Annotated in this window: 15 protein-coding genes; 10 read left to right on the top strand and 5 right to left on the bottom strand. The window is 66.8% G+C overall.

Features of this window, described 5'->3' with window-relative positions; all coding sequences use genetic code 11:
- Positions 1-76: 76 nt before the first annotated feature.
- Genes gmd through FOB72_RS26930 form a run of 3 tightly spaced genes read left to right on the top strand, consistent with a single transcriptional unit; the run spans position 77 to position 3770 of the window.
- Complete coding sequence (gene gmd / locus FOB72_RS26940) at positions 77-1288, top strand: GDP-mannose 4,6-dehydratase (protein ID WP_150375975.1); 1212 nt, start codon at positions 77-79, stop codon at positions 1286-1288.
- Complete coding sequence (locus FOB72_RS26935) at positions 1281-2282, top strand: GDP-L-fucose synthase family protein (RefSeq protein WP_223851588.1); 1002 nt, start codon at positions 1281-1283, stop codon at positions 2280-2282. Before gmd ends, FOB72_RS26935 begins: the two co-directional genes overlap by 8 nt.
- A gap of 9 nt (positions 2283-2291) precedes the next feature.
- Positions 2292-3770 (top strand): hypothetical protein, encoded by a 1479-nt coding sequence (locus tag FOB72_RS26930; protein ID WP_223851587.1) that lies wholly within the window; start codon positions 2292-2294, stop codon positions 3768-3770.
- Between the two features lie 24 nt (positions 3771-3794).
- Here the strand turns inward: FOB72_RS26930 and FOB72_RS26925 are convergent, their stop codons facing one another.
- Complete coding sequence (locus FOB72_RS26925) at positions 3795-5174, bottom strand: hypothetical protein (protein WP_150375971.1); 1380 nt, start codon at positions 5172-5174, stop codon at positions 3795-3797.
- Positions 5175-5416: 242 nt separating this feature from the next.
- Here FOB72_RS26925 and FOB72_RS26920 point away from each other — a divergent pair, with 242 nt between their 5' ends.
- From FOB72_RS26920 to FOB72_RS26905, 4 genes are all read left to right on the top strand, one after another.
- Positions 5417-6679 (top strand): glycosyltransferase WbuB, encoded by a 1263-nt coding sequence (locus tag FOB72_RS26920; protein ID WP_150375969.1) that lies wholly within the window; start codon positions 5417-5419, stop codon positions 6677-6679.
- Between the two features lie 108 nt (positions 6680-6787).
- The gene (locus tag FOB72_RS26915) at positions 6788-7429 is read left to right on the top strand and encodes a putative colanic acid biosynthesis acetyltransferase (RefSeq protein ID WP_150375967.1); all 642 of its coding nucleotides are present in this window, start codon (positions 6788-6790) and stop codon (positions 7427-7429) included.
- Between the two features lie 75 nt (positions 7430-7504).
- Positions 7505-8653 (top strand): glycosyltransferase family 4 protein, encoded by a 1149-nt coding sequence (locus tag FOB72_RS26910; RefSeq protein ID WP_223851586.1) that lies wholly within the window; start codon positions 7505-7507, stop codon positions 8651-8653.
- The gene (locus FOB72_RS26905) at positions 8650-9858 is read left to right on the top strand and encodes a glycosyltransferase family 4 protein (RefSeq protein WP_150375965.1); all 1209 of its coding nucleotides are present in this window, start codon (positions 8650-8652) and stop codon (positions 9856-9858) included. Before FOB72_RS26910 ends, FOB72_RS26905 begins: the two co-directional genes overlap by 4 nt.
- Positions 9859-9866: 8 nt before the next feature.
- Here the strand turns inward: FOB72_RS26905 and FOB72_RS26900 are convergent, their stop codons facing one another.
- On the bottom strand, positions 9867-10628 hold the full coding sequence (locus FOB72_RS26900; RefSeq protein WP_150375963.1) for a ChbG/HpnK family deacetylase: 762 nt from the start codon (positions 10626-10628) through the stop codon (positions 9867-9869).
- A gap of 294 nt (positions 10629-10922) precedes the next feature.
- On the opposite strand from FOB72_RS26900, the gene FOB72_RS26895 reads away from it, so the two are divergent.
- From FOB72_RS26895 to FOB72_RS26885, 3 genes are read left to right on the top strand one after another with little or no spacing between them, the layout of a single operon-like run.
- A complete protein-coding gene (locus FOB72_RS26895) occupies positions 10923-12011 on the top strand; it encodes a polysaccharide biosynthesis/export family protein (RefSeq protein WP_150377448.1) in 1089 nt (362 codons plus the stop codon).
- 11 nt (positions 12012-12022) lie between these two features.
- Positions 12023-12499 carry a low molecular weight protein-tyrosine-phosphatase gene (locus FOB72_RS26890; RefSeq protein ID WP_150375961.1) on the top strand — a complete coding sequence of 159 codons (477 nt, stop codon included), beginning with the start codon at positions 12023-12025 and terminating at the stop codon, positions 12497-12499.
- Positions 12499-14748, top strand: coding sequence for a polysaccharide biosynthesis tyrosine autokinase (locus FOB72_RS26885; protein WP_150377446.1), 2250 nt, complete (start codon positions 12499-12501; stop codon positions 14746-14748). The genes FOB72_RS26890 and FOB72_RS26885 overlap by 1 nt, the downstream gene beginning before the upstream one ends.
- Positions 14749-14848: 100 nt before the next feature.
- Here FOB72_RS26885 and FOB72_RS26880 read toward each other — a convergent pair whose 3' ends face one another.
- Genes FOB72_RS26880 through FOB72_RS26870 form a run of 3 tightly spaced genes read right to left on the bottom strand, consistent with a single transcriptional unit; the run spans position 14849 to position 18906 of the window.
- Positions 14849-16519, bottom strand: coding sequence for a hypothetical protein (locus FOB72_RS26880; protein WP_150375959.1), 1671 nt, complete (start codon positions 16517-16519; stop codon positions 14849-14851).
- A gap of 24 nt (positions 16520-16543) precedes the next feature.
- Positions 16544-16927 carry a hypothetical protein gene (locus FOB72_RS26875; RefSeq protein ID WP_150375957.1) on the bottom strand — a complete coding sequence of 128 codons (384 nt, stop codon included), beginning with the start codon at positions 16925-16927 and terminating at the stop codon, positions 16544-16546.
- Between the two features lie 38 nt (positions 16928-16965).
- On the bottom strand, positions 16966-18906 hold the full coding sequence (locus FOB72_RS26870; protein WP_150375955.1) for an RICIN domain-containing protein: 1941 nt from the start codon (positions 18904-18906) through the stop codon (positions 16966-16968).
- Positions 18907-18947: the final 41 nt, after the last annotated feature.

The following is an 18947-nucleotide window of genomic DNA, read 5'->3' as shown; positions in this document are numbered from 1 at the left end:
TGTGTGGGCTAGCAGACAGTACCGCCGCGGCCATCGACCCTACAGTCGTCGCATCCGTAATTCACATGGGACTGTCATGGGCGCAAACGAGCTGGATAACCTTGGCCTCCGCACTTCGGACGATGCTTCGGAGCGTGCTTCCGCCACGCCGGCACGCGGCGCTCGCCGGCGTGCGCTGATTACCGGCATCACGGGGCAGGACGGTTCGTACCTGACCGAGCTCCTGCTGCAGAAGGGATACGAGGTGCACGGCATCAAGCGCCGCAGCTCGCTGTTCAATACCGACCGTATCGACCATCTGTATCAGGACCCGCAGGCGGAAGACCGTCGGCTGATCCTGCATCATGGCGACATGACGGACACCGCCAGCCTCGTGCGCGTGGTCCAGCAGGCCCAGCCCGACGAGATCTACAACCTCGCGGCGCAGAGCCACGTGCAGGTGTCGTTCGAAGAGCCCGAGTACACGGCCAACACCGATGCCGTGGGTACGCTCCGCCTGCTCGAAGCCATGCGCATTCTCGGCATGGAGAAGCGCGCGCGGTTCTATCAGGCGTCGACGTCGGAACTGTATGGCCTGGTGCAGGAAATTCCGCAGAAGGAAACCACCCCGTTCTACCCGCGCAGTCCGTACGCGGCGGCCAAGCTGTATGCGTACTGGATTACCGTGAACTACCGCGAAGCGTACGGGATGTACGCGTGCAACGGCATTCTGTTCAACCATGAAAGCCCAGTGCGCGGCGAGACCTTCGTGACGCGCAAGATCACGCGCGCGCTGGCGCGCATCGCACTGGGGCTGCAGGACACGCTGCATCTGGGGAATCTCTCCGCACTGCGCGACTGGGGACATGCCCGCGACTACGTGGAAATGCAGTGGCTGATGCTGCAGCAGGAACAGGCCGAGGACTTCGTCATCGCCACCGGCGAGCAGCACAGCGTGCGCGAGTTCGTGGAATCCGCCGCGCGCTACCTCGGCATCACGGTGGCGTTCGAAGGCACCGGAGTCGATGAGGTCGGCGTCATCACGGCGATCGACGATCCCGATCGGCGGCTCTCGTCCACCTGCAAGGTTGGCGACGTCATCGTTCGCGTGGACCCGCGCTACTTCCGCCCCACCGAAGTGGAAACATTGCTGGGCGATCCGACGCGCGCGCGCGAGCGCCTGGGCTGGACGCCGCGCACCACGTTCGCCGAACTCGTGCGCGAGATGATCGAGGCCGACTTCGTGTCGGCGCGTCGCGACGCGCTGGTCAAGATGGCCGGCTTCCGGACCTATGACCATCATGAGTGAGCGCAAAAAACGTGTCTTCGTGGCCGGCCATCGCGGCATGGTCGGCGCCGCCATTGCGCGCGCACTATCGCATCGCGCCGACGTCGAGCTCGTGTGCCGCACCCATGCCGAACTCGATCTGACCGACCAGCAACAGGTCCGCGCGTTCTTCGCCGCCGAGCCGATCGACGAGGTCTATCTGGCGGCAGCGCGCGTGGGCGGCATCCACGCCAACGATACCTATCCGGCCGAGTTCATCCAGCAGAACCTCGCCATCGCGAACAACGTCATTCACGAGGCCTGGCGCCACGGCGTGACGCGCCTGCTGTTTCTCGGCTCCAGCTGCATCTATCCGCGGCTCGCGCCCCAGCCGATGCGCGAGAGCGCGCTGCTGACCGGCGAGCTCGAGTCCACCAACGCGGCCTACGCGCTCGCCAAGATTGCCGGGATGAAGCTGTGCGAGAGCTACAACCGCCAGTACGGCGTGGACTATCGCAGCGTCATGCCGACGAACCTCTACGGTCCCGGCGACAACTATCACCCCGAGAACAGCCACGTCATTCCGGCATTGATTCGCCGCTTTCACGAAGCGCGCGAGCACGATGCGCCCACCGTGGCCATCTGGGGCTCGGGCACGCCGATGCGCGAGTTCCTGTATGCCGACGATCTCGCACGCGCGTGCGTCCACGTCATGGCGCTGTCTCCGGACGACTACCGCACGCATAGCGCGCCGGCGGGCTTCTTCAATATCGGGACCGGCACCGAGGTGTCGATTCGCGAACTGGCGCTGCTGATCGGAAAGGTGATCGGCTATCGCGGCGAGATCGTGTTCGATGCCACGCGCCCCGACGGGACGCCCCGCAAGCTGCTCGACTGCGGCGCCATCGCTGCCACGGGCTGGGCCCCGCTGATCGGCCTCGAGGCCGGCCTGCACCTGGCCTACCGCGACGCGCTGGACTCCGGCCGCCTGGCGGCCCCTCTTGAAATCACTACCGCACTGGAAAACTCGGTGTAGGAGACTGCCATGCGTCTGTCGTCCAGCTTTGTTTGGGACATGGTGTTGGCCGCGGCGCTGCTTCTGATGGTGGGCTACTGCCATGCGATCTCGAGCATCGAGTCGCCGATGCTGCTGATGTCGACGCTGTTGCTCACCACCACCGTGATCATCCACTGGTGCCTGCATACGCGGGAACGCGAATCGTCGCTGGCTGATGCCTCGGTGCTGCTCTTCGAGATGCTCTTCCTCGTGGTGGCGCCCGCCGTGCAGCGGGTCTACTACGACCTGCAGATGGTGAACACGGCGCTGATCGTGGAAGGGTACGCGATCGGCACGAACCTGCTTTGCACGCTGTTCATCATGGTGTACGTGGGCACGCGCCAGGCCGCGCTGCGCCGCGCCTCCCTTTACCGTGCCCGGCACGGCGGCCGCGAGCTTCCCCCGCCGGGCGGCGAGCGCGTGCTGCGCCTGACGGTGCCCAAGGCGCTGGTGCTGGGCGGCGTTGCCGCGGCGGCCGCGCTGCTGTCGCTGCAATCGATCGACCTGCGCGCGGCGGAGGAACTGGTCGATGCCACGCCGCAGTACCTGCTGCAACAGAAGTACTTCTGCTTCCTGCCCATTCCGGCCCTGCTGATGCTGATCAACGTGAAGGGCCGCAAGCTGCTGCGCCAGCCCTTCTGGCTGATGCTCGCGGTACTGCTGTTCGGTTGCGTGCTGATGGCGCAGAATCCGCTAATCGAGAAGCGCAACGCGATCGGCCCCGTGTATCTGAGCCTGCTGCTCCTGCTGTTGCCGTGGTTCTCGCGCACGCCGCGGCGCCAGGTCACCACGCTGCTGCTGCTTACGGGCGTGTTCTTTCCGCTCGCCTCGATCTTCACGCACGTCAATCCGGATGCCTGGGATATCGCGGAGATTCTCGACCCGTGGATGTATTTCTCGCACTTCCTGGATCTGCACTACGATGCCTGGTCGAACATCCACACCGTGCTGGAGATGGTGAACCGTGACGGCGCGCGCTATGGCGAGCAGATTCTCGGCAGTCTGCTCTTCTTCGTCCCGCATACGCTGTGGGAAACCAAGCCGCACGCGACCGGCATCGATATCGGCCAGTTCCTCATGGCCTATTACAAGCTCGACTTCGACAACCTGTCGTCGCCGCTGATCGCCGAGGGTTACATCGACTTCTCGGTCTTCGGCGTGGTGCTGGTCGCGGTGGTGCTGGCGCTGGTCACGCGCTTTCTGGACCGCCTGGTCCACGCGGGCGGACCGGTCGGCAAACCCGCTGGCATCTATTTCTCGATCTATCTGATCTTCGTGCTGCGAGGCGCGCTGATGGTTGCGGTGGCCTACGGTAGCGGCGCCGCGATGGCGTTCATGACGATCAGCTGGTTCGTGACGCGCCGCCGGCGGCGCGTACGGCGCGCCGCGCCCACCGTGCCGGCCGGTGCACCGCTCCATATCCTCGGCAATCCTGCCCGGCCTGCTGGCCCGCCGCGCCGCGCCTGAGCGGCCCTGGCGCGCGGGTTGACATCATCCTGCGCGCCTGAGCAGACCGAGCGCGCGGGCCGGCATCATCCAGAGTGCCGTCACCCCGTTTGCCACCAGCAGTGCGATCACGACATTGGGGAAGGTCACCGCATCGGCCAGATACAGCGCCCCGCACAGCACCGAAGCCGCCACCAGTTCCATCGTGCCGATATTGCCGAGGCTGCTGAACGCCTGCGCGCCCATCAACACGGGCGTGCTCGCGGCGGAGGCCACCAGCACCGCGAAGTAGGCCGCGCACAGCGTGGCCTGGCTTGCCGGGATCACGAATTCACCCGACGTCCACAATGACACTGCTGCGCTCCCCACCAGCGGCGCGGCGGCCACGGCTAGCAGGCCGTACGCGACATACACCGCGCCAAGCTTGCGATAGGTCCGAGACACCCATTCCCAGTCGCCGGCCAGCATATGCCGGTGGATGATCGGCCAGAGCGGCTGGTTGATCATGTACACGAGGCTGTGCAGCAGCAGGTTGGCGCGATAGAGCAGCGCCAGCAGCGCCGCGTCGCGCGGACGGTCCATCTCGTAGCAAAGCAGCACCGTCCCCTGCTGGATGAATGCGAGCGCAAGCTGGGCCTGCACGAGCGACCGCGTGTTGCGCGCAAGGTCCAGCGCGAACGCCTTGCCCGGCCATTGCCGCGGCCGTCCGACCCGCATCAGCACGGCGCCCATGTTGATCACGCGCACGAGCACGAAGCCGAGCTGGCTGGCCACGAACAGGAACGTCACGTCCGCCGCGTGCGTCGGTGCCACGAACGCGATCAGCACGATGCAGATCACGTTGAGCACGCTGCCACCGGCAGTGATGAGGTTGTTGACGTGCTGGCGGTGCTGCCCCTGGTTGACGGCCTCGCCGATCGACAGGACCGTCAGCGTGGCAAAGCACGCCAGGGCCGCGATGAACAGATCGAAATGCCCCGCGGAGAACAGGTTGATGCCGCTGGTCTCGAGCCACGGCCTGAGCAGCAGCGCCGCGGCGATCAACGCGATGAACAGCGACGACAGCGCCGCGGTGGACACGGTCACCACACCGGCGAGCATGGCCTGCTTGCGATCGTCGGCCGCAATCGCGGTGATGGTGGGCCAGATGCCGATGGCCACCAGCGCGAGCCATGCGGAGATGCCGTTGTAGACCATCAGCGCGCTGAAATCGGCGACGTCGAGGACCTTCGCAAACAACGGGATGCTGACGAGCTGCAGCGTGACGCTGCACACCTTGGACACCATGGAGCTCGCCACGGCCAGCCGCAGCGCGCGCGCGCCCTCGCTGGCCCGCTTCACGGCTCCAGGCGCCTCGGCGGGTGCGGGCGCTCCGGACATCGCATCGGGCTCACCCGACGGCATTTCACCGTTCAAGATCTTCACGCAAGCTCCCTTGTTGGTATCGGTTTGGCCGCTCTGGTGGCTCGCCTGGCGGCTGGTTTGGCGGCTGGTCTGGCGGATTTGGCAGGGTCCGGATGGGACGGACTGCCGCAATGCAGCATAGCCCCGCGCGCCGCCGCGATTCTGTTCGCTTGCCCACGCCGGCTCCGTGGGGGGTCGAACATTCACCCGCCACAGTGCCGCATAGACTCCATCGCTGGATAACCGTCGAGCCGAGCCCACACATGAAGATCCTGCTTTACTGCCTCAACTACGCACCGGAGCTGACCGGCATCGGCAAGTACATGGCCGAGCAGGCGGAGTGGCTCGCCGCGCGCGGGCACGAAGTACGCGTGGTCACGGCACCGCCCTACTATCCGGCCTGGCAGGTTGGCGAGGGCTATCGCGCCGGCCGTTACCGCCGCGAGGTACTCAATGGCGTGACGGTCCTGCGCGCGCCACTGTGGATTCCGGCGCGGCCGTCGGGTCTGAAGCGCGTGCTGCATCTCGCGTCGTTCGCGGTCTCGAGCATCGCGAGCCTCGCCACGCAACTGGGCTGGCGCCCCGACGTGGTGTTCGTGGTCGAGCCGCCGCTGTTCTGCAGCCCCGCCGCGCTGGCGCTCGCGCGCCTGACAGGTGCCCGGGCATGGCTGCATATCCAGGACTATGAGGTGGACGCCGCGTTCGAGCTCGGCCTGCTCAAGGGCCGGACCCTGCGCCGCCTGGCGGAGTCATTCGAACGCTGGCTGCTGCGGCGGTTCGATCATGTCTCGTCGATCTCGAACGCGATGGTCGCGCTCGCGCGCCGCAAGGGTACCCACGACGAACGGCTGTCGCTGCTGCCGAACTGGACGGACCTCGGCGCGCTGACGCGGCATGCGGGCGTGGACTTCCGCGCGCGGCTCGGGATTCCCGCCGATGCGGTGGTCGCCCTTTACTCGGGCACGATCGGTGCCAAGCAGGGCATCGAGATTCTGGCGGACATCGCGGGGCGGCTGCAAGACCGTACCGACCTGCACTTCATCTTCTGCGGGACCGGTGCCGGCGCGCCCGCGCTGCACGCGGCCTGCGCGGGCCTGGAGCGCGTGCACTGCCTGCCGCTGCAGCCGGCCAGCGATTTTCCGTCGCTGCTGGCCACGGCCGATATCCACCTGATGCCGCAGCGCGCCGGCGCCGCGGACCTCGTGCTCCCATCGAAGCTCGCCGCGATGCTGGCCAGCGGGAAGCCGGTGGTGGCCACGGCGGAGGGGACCACCGAGCTCGGCAAGCTGGTCACCGGCTGCGGCGTGCTGGTCGAACCCGGCGACGCCGCGGCCATGGCCGATGCCATCGCGGCGCTGGCGGACGCGCCCTCGCACCGCCTCGCGCTGGGGCGAGCCGGCCGTGTCTGGGCCGAGCAACATCTCGACCGCGATGCGGTGCTGCTGAAGTTCGAGGAAGCGCTGGTTCGCCTGTGCGCGCCGCCCGCGCACGGGAAGCAAGCCGATGTCGACTATGCCGGCAAGTAGCCCATGCGCTGGTTTGTGGGCTGGCGAACGGTCCCGCCCCCGGTGCCGCGTCACGATGGTACGCATATGGGCGCCGGTGGCGCGGAACCGGAAGAAGGACCCCACAACATGATTCAGGATCTGTCGTCGTTCAGGATGCCGCCGGGCTTCCGTGGACGCTCCGTGGTGGTGGTGCAGTTGTGGTGGTGCGTGCAGAGCCTGCTGTTCCATCGCTCTCCACGTTTCGCCAACGGCTGGCGCCGATGGCTGCTGCGCTGCTTCGGCGCGCGCGTCGGACGCGACGTGCTGATCCGGCCCAGCGTCAAGGTGACCTATCCGTGGAAAGTCTCGATCGGGGACTACGCATGGATCGGCGACGACGTGGAGCTGTACAGCCTGGCCGAGATCGAGATCGGCAATCACGCGGTGGTCTCGCAGCACAGCTACCTGTGCGCGGGCGACCACGACTATCAGCGCAGCGATTTTCCGATTCGGGGCAAGCCCATCCGGATCGCCGACGAGGCGTGGGTCGCGAGCCATACCTTTATCGCGCCCGGTGTCACGATCGGACATGGCGCCGTGATCGGCGCCTGCAGCGCGGTGTTCCGCGACATGCCTGCCGGCATGGTCTGCATGGGCAGCCCCTGCCGGCCGCTGCGCCCGCGCGCGGACACGTCGGCCGAATCGGAAAACGCGACGGGGCCCGCGGCAGCGCGGGCCCGGACGCGACGCGCTGCCGCGCGGATCCACGAAGACTTGCACGTCAACTAGCACGGTAACTAGCACGTCAGCCAGCACAGCAGCGAGGGCGAGCCATGCGAGAGCTGGGAGGGGAGAGGGGACCTCATGATGATCGATATCTATCACAACATGCTATGGCCGAAGTACAAGGGCGCGGTGTTCAGCGAGGCGTTCTCTCGCGCGCGCGCCATCGGGCGCGAAGTCAGGTTTTCCCATATCGCCCCCACCGGCTACGGACGCTCGGCTTACAGCAGCGTGGATACCAGCTATCACCGGTATCCGTATCGGATCCTCTTCGACGAACCCTATGACCGCGTGCCGCAGTGGCGCGTCGCGCTTCGCCTGATCAGCGAAGTGTGGCGCTCGCAAAGCGAACTGGTGGTCCTGCCCGGCTATCACCGTGTGGAGTACTGGGCGATGCTGCTGGCCTGCATGGTGCGCGGCAAGCGCCGCGGCGTGTTCTGCGACTCGACCATGCGCGACCAGCCCGACCGCCCGCTCAAGCGGCAACTCAAGCGCTTCTTCTTCCGCCGCTGCGACGGCATCTTCGTCTACGGCCAGCGCTCCGCGGAATACGTGATCGCGATGGGGGCCGATCCGGCCAGGATCATCGACCGCTGCCAGGCCGCGGCCCTGCCCCATGCGTACAGCCCCGAGCAGGCCGCGTGGCAGCGCCTGGCCAATGCGCCGCGCGCCGACGCGCCGCGCTTCCTGTTCGCCGGCCTCGTGTGCCGCAACAAGGGCATCGCGGACCTGCTGCGCGCGTTTGCGCGGGTGCGCAAGCAGCATCCCGCGGCGACGCTGGTGCTGGCCGGCCCCGTCGTCGAAGGCGACGGATTGCGGGAGCTCGCCACGTCGCTCGGCATCGACGGCGCCACCGAATTTCTCGGCGCGCTGGATATCGAACAACTGGCCGACCAGTATTCGCAGGCCACCTGCCTCGTGTTGCCCAGCCATACCGAAGCCTGGGGCCTCGTCGTCAACGAGGCGCTGAGCTACGGCTGCCCCGTGGTCGTCAGCGACTGCTGCGGCTGTGTACCCGAGCTCGTGCATGAAGGTGTGACCGGGCACGTGTTCGCCACGGGCAACGTGGACGCGCTGGCCGGCACGCTGGACCGTGCCGTCGAAAGTTTCGGCGAGGTGGAGCTGGCCATGCGCAACTGCCTGCAGCTGGCCAGCCAATACACCCCTGCCTGTGCCGGCCGCTCCATTATGGACGGCTGCGTGAAGATCATCGAGGAGAACCGCACATGACCACGCCCATTGCCAAGCAGCGCACCGAGCCGGCGGCCGAAGGCCCGTCGCCGCAGGCGCGGCACGCGGCGACGCCCGCGGACCTGGCGCGGCCGGTGATCTTCCTCGGCCATCTTGGGCTGGCGAACAACGGCTTTTCCGCGGCATGCCAGCGCATGCTCGAACGCATTCGCGAACGCGGGCCGGTGGTCGTTCTCGACGTGGCCCGGCGCGGCCGCGGCGCGATGGCGGGCATCGGCACGCTGGGGAATCGCCTGCGCCAGTTCGCGCGCATGTTCGGCACCTGCGTGGCCGCACGCCCGCATACGCTGTATCTCGGATTCTCCGGCGGATTCGGACAACTGATGGATGTGCCCTTCATCGCACTGGCACAGTTGTTCGGCATGGAGATCTATTTCCACCATCACAGCTTCGCGTATATCAATCAGCCCACCTGGTACACGCGGCTGGCCATCCGCTGCGCGCCGCGTGGCCGGCATCTCGTGCTCTGCGACATGATGCGTACCGAGCTGGCGCGCATCTACGACCTGCCGCCGGAACGCGTGCAGGTCTTGTCCAACCTGGGATTGATCGAGCTCGCCGAGCCGGCGCCGCAGGGCGCCGGGCGCCAGACGGAAGACGACGCCATCCATGTGGGATTCCTGTCGAACATCACCGCGGCGAAGGGCATCTTCACGTTCTTCGAGGTGGTCCGGCTCGCGCAGGAGATGAACATTCCCGTCTGCGCCCGCATCGCGGGCCCGGTAGAGGCCGCCATTCGCGAACGCTTCGACGCGGAACTCGCGCGCACGCCCTGCGTGCGCTACCTCGGTCCCGCCCACGGCGCGCAGAAGCAGGACTTCTTCCGCAGCATCGACGTGCTGCTGTTTCCGACCACCTACCACAACGAAGCCGAGCCTCTGGTGGTGCTCGAAGCGCGCAGCCATGGTGCCTCGGTGGTCGCCTATGCGCGAGGCTGCATCGGCGCCATGATCGACGAATGCAGCGGCCTGCTGGTACCGGCCGACGCGGACTTCGCCGAGGCCGCGGTGCCCTATCTGCACCGCCTGATGCTCGAGCGCGCAGGCGGTGCGAGGACGGATGGGAATGCAGAAAGGGATGCAGAAGACTTGCGTGCCCGGCGCGTGGCGCATTTTCATGCGGACCGGATCCGCGCGGAAGCGACGCTGAGCAATGCCGTGGCAATGATCAGCCGCCGCCCCTGAGGCGCCGCTCAGATGTCGTGATAGCGCATCAGCACGGCGCCGGCCTGCTTCAGCGTCTGGGCCAGCGCCGCCGGCGCCATCAGCGGCGCGCCTTCCTGCTTGCGCCAGTCTTCCGAGAAGCCCGGATGCACCGACATCTCGGTGACGCCTTCGGCCAGGACCGCGGGCACCTGCGCCGCCCAGTCCGACTCCAGCGCATCCACCCCGAGGTAGTAGTCCGTATAGCGCAGGCCGCCGAAGTTGCGCAGCAGCATCGCGTTGAGCGTGCCGCGGACGTTGTGCGCGGTCGGATACCAGTTCTGCGGACGGCGCACGCGCGTAATGCCGGCGCGCAGCATTTCGTCGCGCAGCACGCGCATGATCGCCGGGTACTTGTGCATATGCCCGTGCCCGTCCACATGCGTGACGGAAACGCCGTTGTCGCGCAACTCGTCGAGCTGCAGGCGGAATTCGCGGCGGATATCGGCCGCATCGATCAGACCTGCCATGGCGCGGGCGCGCTGCACCCGCGCGGGAAACAGCGAGCCATCCTTGCGGCACAGCGTGCTGGCCGCGCTCTTGGGCCGCCAGCCCTCGACGATATTGAAGTGCAGCCCGAACGAGAAGCGATCCCGATGCTCGCGCGCATAGGCGCAGGCCTCGGCCGTGGCGGGCCGCCCCGCCAGGATCGTCGCGCTCGTCAGCAGCCCCGCATCGAAGCAGGCCACCGTCGCGCGGAATGTATCGTCGTCGTAGCCGAAATCGTCGGCATTGATGATCACGCCTTTCATCCGTTTTCCCCTTTCGCTTTCCCTTGCCATGCATGCCGCCCATGCGACGCGCATGGGCCGTGTGCGCCACGTTATGCGGCGCGTCCGCAGGCCTCGGTGCGCTGTGCCACGTTGCCATGGTGGGGTCCGGGATCAATGTGCGAGAGCGCACCGATAGTGGCATGACGTGCTCCTAGCATCCCATCAACCGGACCATGGCTGACGTTCCAGGCCATGGCCGATCGAGAGACTGGGGAGAGTGCCGTGAGCCATATCGAATACCCGATTACCACCCGGCTGGGCGCCATTGCGGCCATGCTCGGCGCCGCCATCGTGATGGCCGGCTGTTCCACCGCGCCGGGGATGCAGTTCAGCCCCAAGGCGCCCGTCTCCGCGGTCAGCCCGGATGCCGTACCCGATGTCACGCCGATCACGCTGGACCTCGTGCGCGAACAGCGCGCCAAGTCCAAGCCCACGAACGATGGCGTGGAAGAGCTGTACGCCAAACCCGAGCCCTATCGCATCGGTCCCGGCGACATCATCTCGGTGGTCGTGTGGGACCACCCCGAGCTCGTGTTTCCGACGCAGACCTACAGCATCGGCGCCGCGTTCGAGATCCCGACGTCGAGCGGCGGCTCGAACATGCCCGGCTACGTGGTGAGCCCGGCCGGCGACATCCAGTTTCCGTACGCGGGCGTCATGAAGGTGTCGGGCAAGACCGCCAACGAGGTGCGCGACGAAATGGCGCGCATTCTCTCGCGCGTGGTGCGCGACCCGCAGATGACCGTGCGGGTGCTCGGGTTCCGCAGCCAGCGCGTGTATGTCGATGGTGAAGTCAAGACCCCCGGCATGCTCGCCATCGACGATGCGCCGATGACGCTGGTGGAAGCGCTCAACCGCGCGGGCGGCGTGCTGAACCTGACCGGTGACAACAGCCGCGTGCGCGTGACGCGCGGCGAGCGCAGCTGGTACGTCAACATTCCGGCGCTGCTCGCCAAGGGGACCGATCCCTCGCGCATCCTGCTGCGCTCGGGAGATATCGTGCGCGTGGAGCAGCGCGAGGACAGCAAGATCTTCGTGACCGGGGAAGTGGTCAAGCCCTCTTCGCTCCTGATGCGCAACGGACGCATGACGCTGAACGAGGCGCTCGGCGACGCGGGCGGTGTGAACCCATCCTCCGCCAATGCCGAGCAGATCTTCGTGATTCGCAAGGCCAGCGACGGCAACCCCAAGGTCTATCACCTCGACGGCACCTCGCCGGTGGCGCTGGCCATCGCGGAGAGCTTCGAACTCGAACCGAAGGACGTCGTGTACGTGGACGCCCGCGACCTCGTGCGCTGGAGCCGCGTGATGACGCTGCTGATCCAGCCGGTCGTCGGCACGGCCAGCATCGCACGTCCGTGAGAGGAGACTCGATGGACGGGACGCGCACCATTCACACGGTACTCGTCGTGTGCCTGGGCAACCGATGCCGCAGCCCGATGGCGGCCGACCTGCTGCAGCGCGCGCTGCCCGAGTGCAGCGTGATCTCGGCCGGGCTCGAGCCGCCCCCGGACCTGCCGGCCGATCCACGCGCGGTGCGCCTGCTGGCCACCGAGGGCTCGGACCTCAGCGCCCATCGCACGCGCGCCATCGATGCCTCGCTCGTTGCCCGCGCCGACCTCGTGCTCGTGATGGACAACGAACAGCGCGAGGCGCTGGAAGACCTGTTTCCCAATGCACGCGGCAAGACGTATCGCCTGTGTGAGAAGGAAGAGACCGATGTGCCCGATCCCTATGGTGGATCGCAAAGCATGTTCGTCATCGTACTTGGCTTGATCAAGCTGGGTGTTGAATCATGGTCGGCAAGAATCCATGCCGCGGAGCCGACCCATCACGACGGAGGGGCATGATGAGCAACGTTAGGAGTTTCCGAGATCGGGCGCCCGAAACTTGGGAAGAGGACGACAAGCCGATCGACATGACCTCCTACCTGGACGTGTTGATCCGCTACCGAATGACCTTCATCGTCGTTGCCGCGGCGATTCTGGGCCTCGGACTGCTCTATGCCTTCCTCGCGAGGCCTGTGTATCGCGCCGACATGCTGGTGCAGGTCGAGGACACCAACCCCGGCAATTCGGCCAGCAAGATGGTGGCGAACATTTCCCCGGTGTTCGACGTGAAGCCCGCCGCGTCGGCCGAGATCGAACTGCTGCGCTCGCGCATGGTGGTCGGCAAGGCGGTAGATTCGCTGCGCCTCGACATCGAGGCCACGCCCAAGTATCTGCCGCTGATCGGCGCCGCCATCGCCAGCTATAACCCCGAGCTCACCAAGCCCGGCCTGTTCGGCTTCGGCGGATATGCCTGGGGTGGCGAGTCGATCTCGGTGTCGCGCCTCGACGTGCCTGCCGAAATGGACGGCCGCGCCATGGTGGTGACCGCACTCGGCAACAAGAAGTACCGCCTCAGCTTCGCAAGCAGCGACCAGACTGCCGAAGGCACGGTGGGCGCGCCGCTGACGGTGGCGATGCCCAGCGGCGACGTCACGCTGCAGATCGAGCGGCTCGACGGGCAGCCCGGCGCGCAATTCGTGGTCCGCCACGTGGCCCGCGCCACCGCGATCACGCAGTTGCAGGAGCAGCTGATGATCGGCGAGCGCGGCAAGCAGAGCGGTGTGATCGGCGTGGCGCTGGAAGGCTACTCGCCCGGCAAGACGGCGGCGATCCTCAACGAAATCGGCAACGAGTACGTCGAGCAGAACGTGCGCCGCAAGGCCGCCGAGGCGGAGAAGTCGGTCGCCTTCCTCGAGAGCCAGCTGCCGCAGCTGAAGCAGCAGGTGGAAACGGCAGAGAGCCGCTACAACACGATGCGCAACCAGCGCGGCACGATCGACCTCAGCGAGGAATCGAAGCTGATGCTGGCGCAGTCGGTGCAAATCCAGACCAAGTTGCAGGAACTGCGTCAGAAGCGGCAGGAACTGATCGCGCGCTTCACCGGCAACCACCCGACCATCGAGATCCTCGACAACCAGATCGCGGGCCTGACCGGCCAGCTCAACGGCGTGAGCGGCAAGATCCAGCGCCTGCCTGAAGTCGAGCAGAACGTGCTGCGGCTGATGCGCGATCTCAAGGTCAGCACCGAGCTCTACCAGTCGCTGCTCAACGACGTGCAGCAGCTGCGGCTCGTGAAGGCCAGCAAGGTCGGCACGGCGCGCCTCGTCGATCCCGCAGAGGTCCCGCTCCGGCCCGTGCGCCCCAACCGCATGCTGATTGCCGGCACGTCGGCGGCCCTGGCGATCATCGCCGCGCTGCTGATGGTCGCCATGCGCCGCATGCTCGACGGCGGCGTGACCGATGCGGACGAGATCGAATCGCAATGCGGCCTGACCGTCTACGCGACCATCCCGATGAGCCCGCAGCAGGCACGACTCGCCCGCGCCAAGGCCGCGCCCAACGATGTGCTGGCCATCCAGCAGCCCGACGATCCCGCGGTCGAGAGCCTGCGCAGTTTCCGCACCGCGCTGCAGTTCGCGCTGCTCAACGCGCCGGACAACCACGTCGTGCTGTTCACGGGCCCGGCGCCCGATGCAGGCAAGTCGTTCCTCTCGGCCAACTTCGCCGTGGTCGCCGCGGCGTCCGGCCGCAGGGTCATGCTGATCGATGGCGACCTGCGGCGAGGCGAGCTCAACAGCCGCTTCCATGCGACGCGCAAGCCGGGCCTGACCGAACTGCTGACCACCGGCGCGGACCTCGACGAGGTGATCCAGCAGGGCGTCGCACCGAATGTCGACTTCATCTCCACCGGTTCGGTACCGCCGCTCGCGGCGGACCTGCTGCAGAGCCCGGGCATGGACCGCCTGCTGTCCACACTGCGCGGCCGTTACGACCTCGTGCTGATCGATACGCCGCCGGTGCTGGCCGCGTCGGACGCCAGCATCCTGGCACCGAAGGCGGGCGCGGTATTCCTCGTGGCACGGGCCGATGCGACCACGGCAAGCGAACTGACCGCGGCGCGGCGTCTGATCGAGCAGGCAGGCGGCGAGGTCAAGGGCGTGCTGTTCAACGGCCTCAAGGTGGAAGGGCGCTGGTATCGCGCCCACTACCGCTTCGGCAAGTACCGCTACCTGAACCGTTACGGCAGCGAACAGGCCAAGCGCGCGTAAGTCACCACCAAAGCGCCACCACCAAGGCGCGCAAGAAGAAGGGGCTGAGCCTTGCGGCTCGGCCCCTTTGACGTTTCCGGGCGCTTCTCAGCCGATATTCTCAGCCGATATATTCCACCAGCGCGACCGCACCGCCCCCGGGCGACTGATCGGTGCCGGCGCCGGCCACCAGGCTTAGCGTGCACTGCTGCCGCGTGGTGCAGCGAAAGACCGTGCGCTGGTCCGCCAGACCGCCGGCCGAGAACTGCTGCATGCGCAGCGTGGCGAGCACCGTGGGCTTGCCCTCGCCGCTCTGGATCGTATAGACGCCCGCGCCCGACGACGTCGCGGCGCCGGGCGGCACATCGAGGATCACGCGCGTGACGATCGCATTGAGCGGCAGCACCACGGTCTGCGCGCCGTCGGCCGCCGAGGGCAGCCTGCCGAACGCGTTCTTGAACGACACCACCTTGGTCCTGACCGTGGCAGCGGCCGCCACATGCCAGCCGATCTCGGCATCGGCGAACACGCCACCGCTGGAGTCTCCGCGGCAGCCTTCCATCGTCACCACGCGGCGCCGGCCCAGCTGATTGCCGGCCTCCGAGAACATCACGGCTTCGTCCGGATGCTTGTAGTTCAGGAAGTCGCAGTTGCGGTACACCGCCCGGCCCTGGCCGGCCGGCCCCTGCCCCGCGTTGTACTGGTGCTTGCCCATGATCGCGCAGTTGTCGAACACCACCTGCGCGCCGGCGGTATTCCCGGGAGAAAACACCGCGGAGATCGTGCCGGCCGCATAGGGCTGGTAGGCCTGCGAGCCGAAGTCGCAATCCTTGAACCCGATGTTCCCCTGCTCCCACTCGCAATAGATGACCGCCGCGTTCTTCGTCTTCTGTTCGACGCGCAACCCCTCGGCCTTGAACGAGCACACGCCCAGCGCATGGTTGTTGCCGCGCAGGTTGAACAGATACGTCTGGCCGGCGGGCTCGTAGCCGCTGACATCGCAGTCGGTCAGCTTCACGTTGCCGCCGCGCTGCATGTCGATCCAGTTGCTCGAGGACCAGTACTTGCAGTGATCGAACCAGTAGTTGAGGAACTGGTCGGACGTGTTGTCCTTGCCGACGTAGAGAAACGATTTCCAGTTGCCGGCCCACGCGCAGCGCCAGAACTTCCATTCGCTGTTGCAGTTCTCGCCCGTCAGGTTCGCGCCATAGCGCCAGTCCCCCGTGAAGATGCAATCGTCGAACGCATAGTCCTGCGCGCCGCCGGCGCTCACGCTGTCGATCAGGTCGTTGTTGGGCGCCTTGCCATGAAACTGCAGATTGCGGAAACGGACGACCAGCGCCTTGTCCTGGTTGCGGATCAGCGCACCGCTTCCGCGCGGGTCGTAGAGAATCACGACCGATCCGGGCGGTCCGTCGCCTTCGATGACGAGCCCCTGCGTGCGGCCCGAAAGCAATGACGAATCGAACAGCGCGCCCGGACGTGTCAGACGATAGGTGCCCGGCGGCAACACGATGCGCTTGCCGCCGATGAGGTTCGGGTTCTCGCCGAAGGCCGACTGGCGTACCTGCGTCGCCATGTTGCGCAGGGCGCTGGCGAACGCGCCATCCGACGGCGAGCGTCCAGTCGGGTCCAGCCCCTGGAACTCGGCCACGGACACCACGCGCTCGCCCGCGCCGTCGTCGGCGGGGCGGGCCAGCACGTTGCGCGATGCGCCGGTGGCCGCGAGCGCGGCCCCCGTGCTGCCGATCACGCCGAGCCGTGCGAGAAAACTTCTGCGAAGACTGCGCATGCGGTTGTCCTTATATCGGTGAATTCACTGCGTCAGCAGGAACGACCAGAGCGCGGTGCAGTCGGCATCCGCGAGCTGGTATTGCGGCATCGCCTTCGCCAGCAGCACCCCGCCCTGATCGATACTGCTGGCCAGCGCGTGGCAGAAGCCGTCGCGGTCGTAAGCGGTGGGAGGCCCACCGCGGCGCGCGGTGAGCGTGAGCAGGGAGTCGGAGGTCAGCCGGGGCCCGAGCGGCTCGGCGCCGGCCGCCGCCGCATGGCAGTTGATGCAGCGCACCGCGGCCGCCGGCAGCAGCCGGGTTTCACCGCGCATATGCGCGGTGACCGGTGCCTCGCCCTGGAAGATGCGCCGCCCCCGGTCGACGTCGGTCGCCGCCTGGGCCTGTACCCACAGACTGGCGGTGGCCAACAGCCACGCCAGCCTGCGCAGACGGGCGCTCGCCCGCATCAACGTACGCGCACGATCGCGGACACGCTCGGCACCCCGGCGGCGTTCATGGCGAACAGCATGTAATAGCCAGGCACCGCCACGCCAGGATCGGCCGGAATCTGCAGCTGGTACTCGCCGCCCGTGCCGACCGTGAAGTTCAGCGGAATGCGGCGCTGCTCGTTGTTGACCGAGTGCGTGACCGAGGACATCCGCACCAGCGAGAATGCCTTCATGTTCGCGGTCGCGTTGACCGCGATGGTGGTGCCGAGATAGGCGTCGGCCGGTGCGTTGGTGATGGCCGGCCGCGTGGCCGCGGTGCCATCCGCGTTGAGCAGATACGGCGGCGTCAGGATCTCGACGTTCGGATGGTTGGTCGCGCAGTTGCCGCACAGACCGCCGCCGCCGCTCAGCACACGGCCGTCGGGCAGCAGCAGCGCCACGCTGTGATACGTGCGCGGTGTGACCATCGATGCCAGGCGCGAGAACTTCTCGGTGGCCGGATCCCACATCTCGGCCACGAGCACCGCGCCATCGTCGCTGAACGTCACCGGCCAGGCCTGGCCGCCAATCACTACGATCTGTCCGTTCGGCAGCACCACGCTGTTGTGGAACGCCCGTGCATACGACATCGAGGCCACCTTGCGCACCGTGGGCGTCGTGGTACGGATGTCGATGACATGCGCGTTCGCGGTGGCGTTGGAGTTCTCGTAATCGGGTGCGCCCCCGACCGTGAAGATCCTGCCGATGTCGTAGAGCACGGCGTTGCCGTTCATCGCATCGCCGTCCGCCGCGCGCGTGCCTGCGGGTGTCACGCCGCCGTTTCCCGCGGTGTCGATCCAGTTCATCTGCTTGCTCGGGCCCGCATGGAACACGCGGCCGTTGGACACCGCGAACAGCCAGGCATGGTTGTCGGAGCGATAGATGCCGCCCGCATCGCCGGTCAGGATGTAGTCGTCCCACACGGCGCTGTTCAGCTTCCATCCAGTGGCCGATTGCCAGGTCTCGCCGTCCTTGTCCCCGATGTTGCCGCTCCAGGAGCCGCCGATCGTGAACACGCCGCCGTTGCTCAGCGTGACAGCACCCTGATAGCCGCGCCCCTTGACCATCGCCGCCGCAGCCGTCCAGGCATTGGTGCTGGGGTTGTAGATGCTGGTCTTGGAGTCGCTGCTGCCGCCATTGACAAGGATCCGGCCGTCCGGAAGATTGGCCGTACCCGGGCAGAACATGTCGTGCTGGGTGTTCGTCACGAGCTTCTCGGTGGACGTGTTGTTGGCCGGGTTGAAGATGGCGGTGTAGGTCTGCCCGTTATCGCCACCGAAGTTGAAGCGATCGTAGGCCGACCACACGAGGATACGGCCGTTGGGCAGATTCGCCGCGGCCGCCGGTACCAGCGGCAGGGTGATCGGCGCCGACCACTTCGACGGCAGCACCGTGACCTGCTGGATCGTGATGTTCCACGTCTGCGCCACCGCGCCCGTACAGGTCTTCTGCACGACGGCCTGTCCATCGGCCGCAGTCGAATTCGGCGCGAGACATTTGCCGCTATGAACGGCCACGATCGCGTAGCCGCCGTTCTGGGCCTTCAGCGTGTAGCGCTGGTTGGTCGTGCCGCTGCAGGTCCACTGCAGGGCCGGCGCATTGTTCGCGGTGCTCGCGTACTGGATATCCAGGCACTTGTTGCTGTGCGACGCGGCAAGCTGGTACTGGCTGCCGAACGCAGTCAGGATCCACTGCTGGTTGGCATCGCCATGACAGGTCCAGATGATGGCCGGCGCATCGTTGTCGACGACGCCACCCGAAATATCCAGACAGAAATTGGTGCCGCTCAGCTTGATGGGCACGGGCGCCGACTGCGCCTGCGCGGGCGCGCTGCACAGGAGGAGCAGCGGCAGCAGGCACGCGCCGATCCACCTCGGAAGCCATGCAAGGGGCGACCAGTTGCGAGAGTAGAGATTCATGTTAGGTCCCCTGAAGTGAACCGGTTCAAACGTTATGGTCT

Origin of the sequence: Cupriavidus pauculus, assembly GCF_008693385.1 — a bacterium.
Taxonomy (GTDB): Bacteria; Pseudomonadota; Gammaproteobacteria; order Burkholderiales; family Burkholderiaceae; genus Cupriavidus; species Cupriavidus pauculus_D.
Note: the sequence above shows the minus strand (reverse complement) of the source record. Positions and strands in the feature narration are given on the sequence as shown.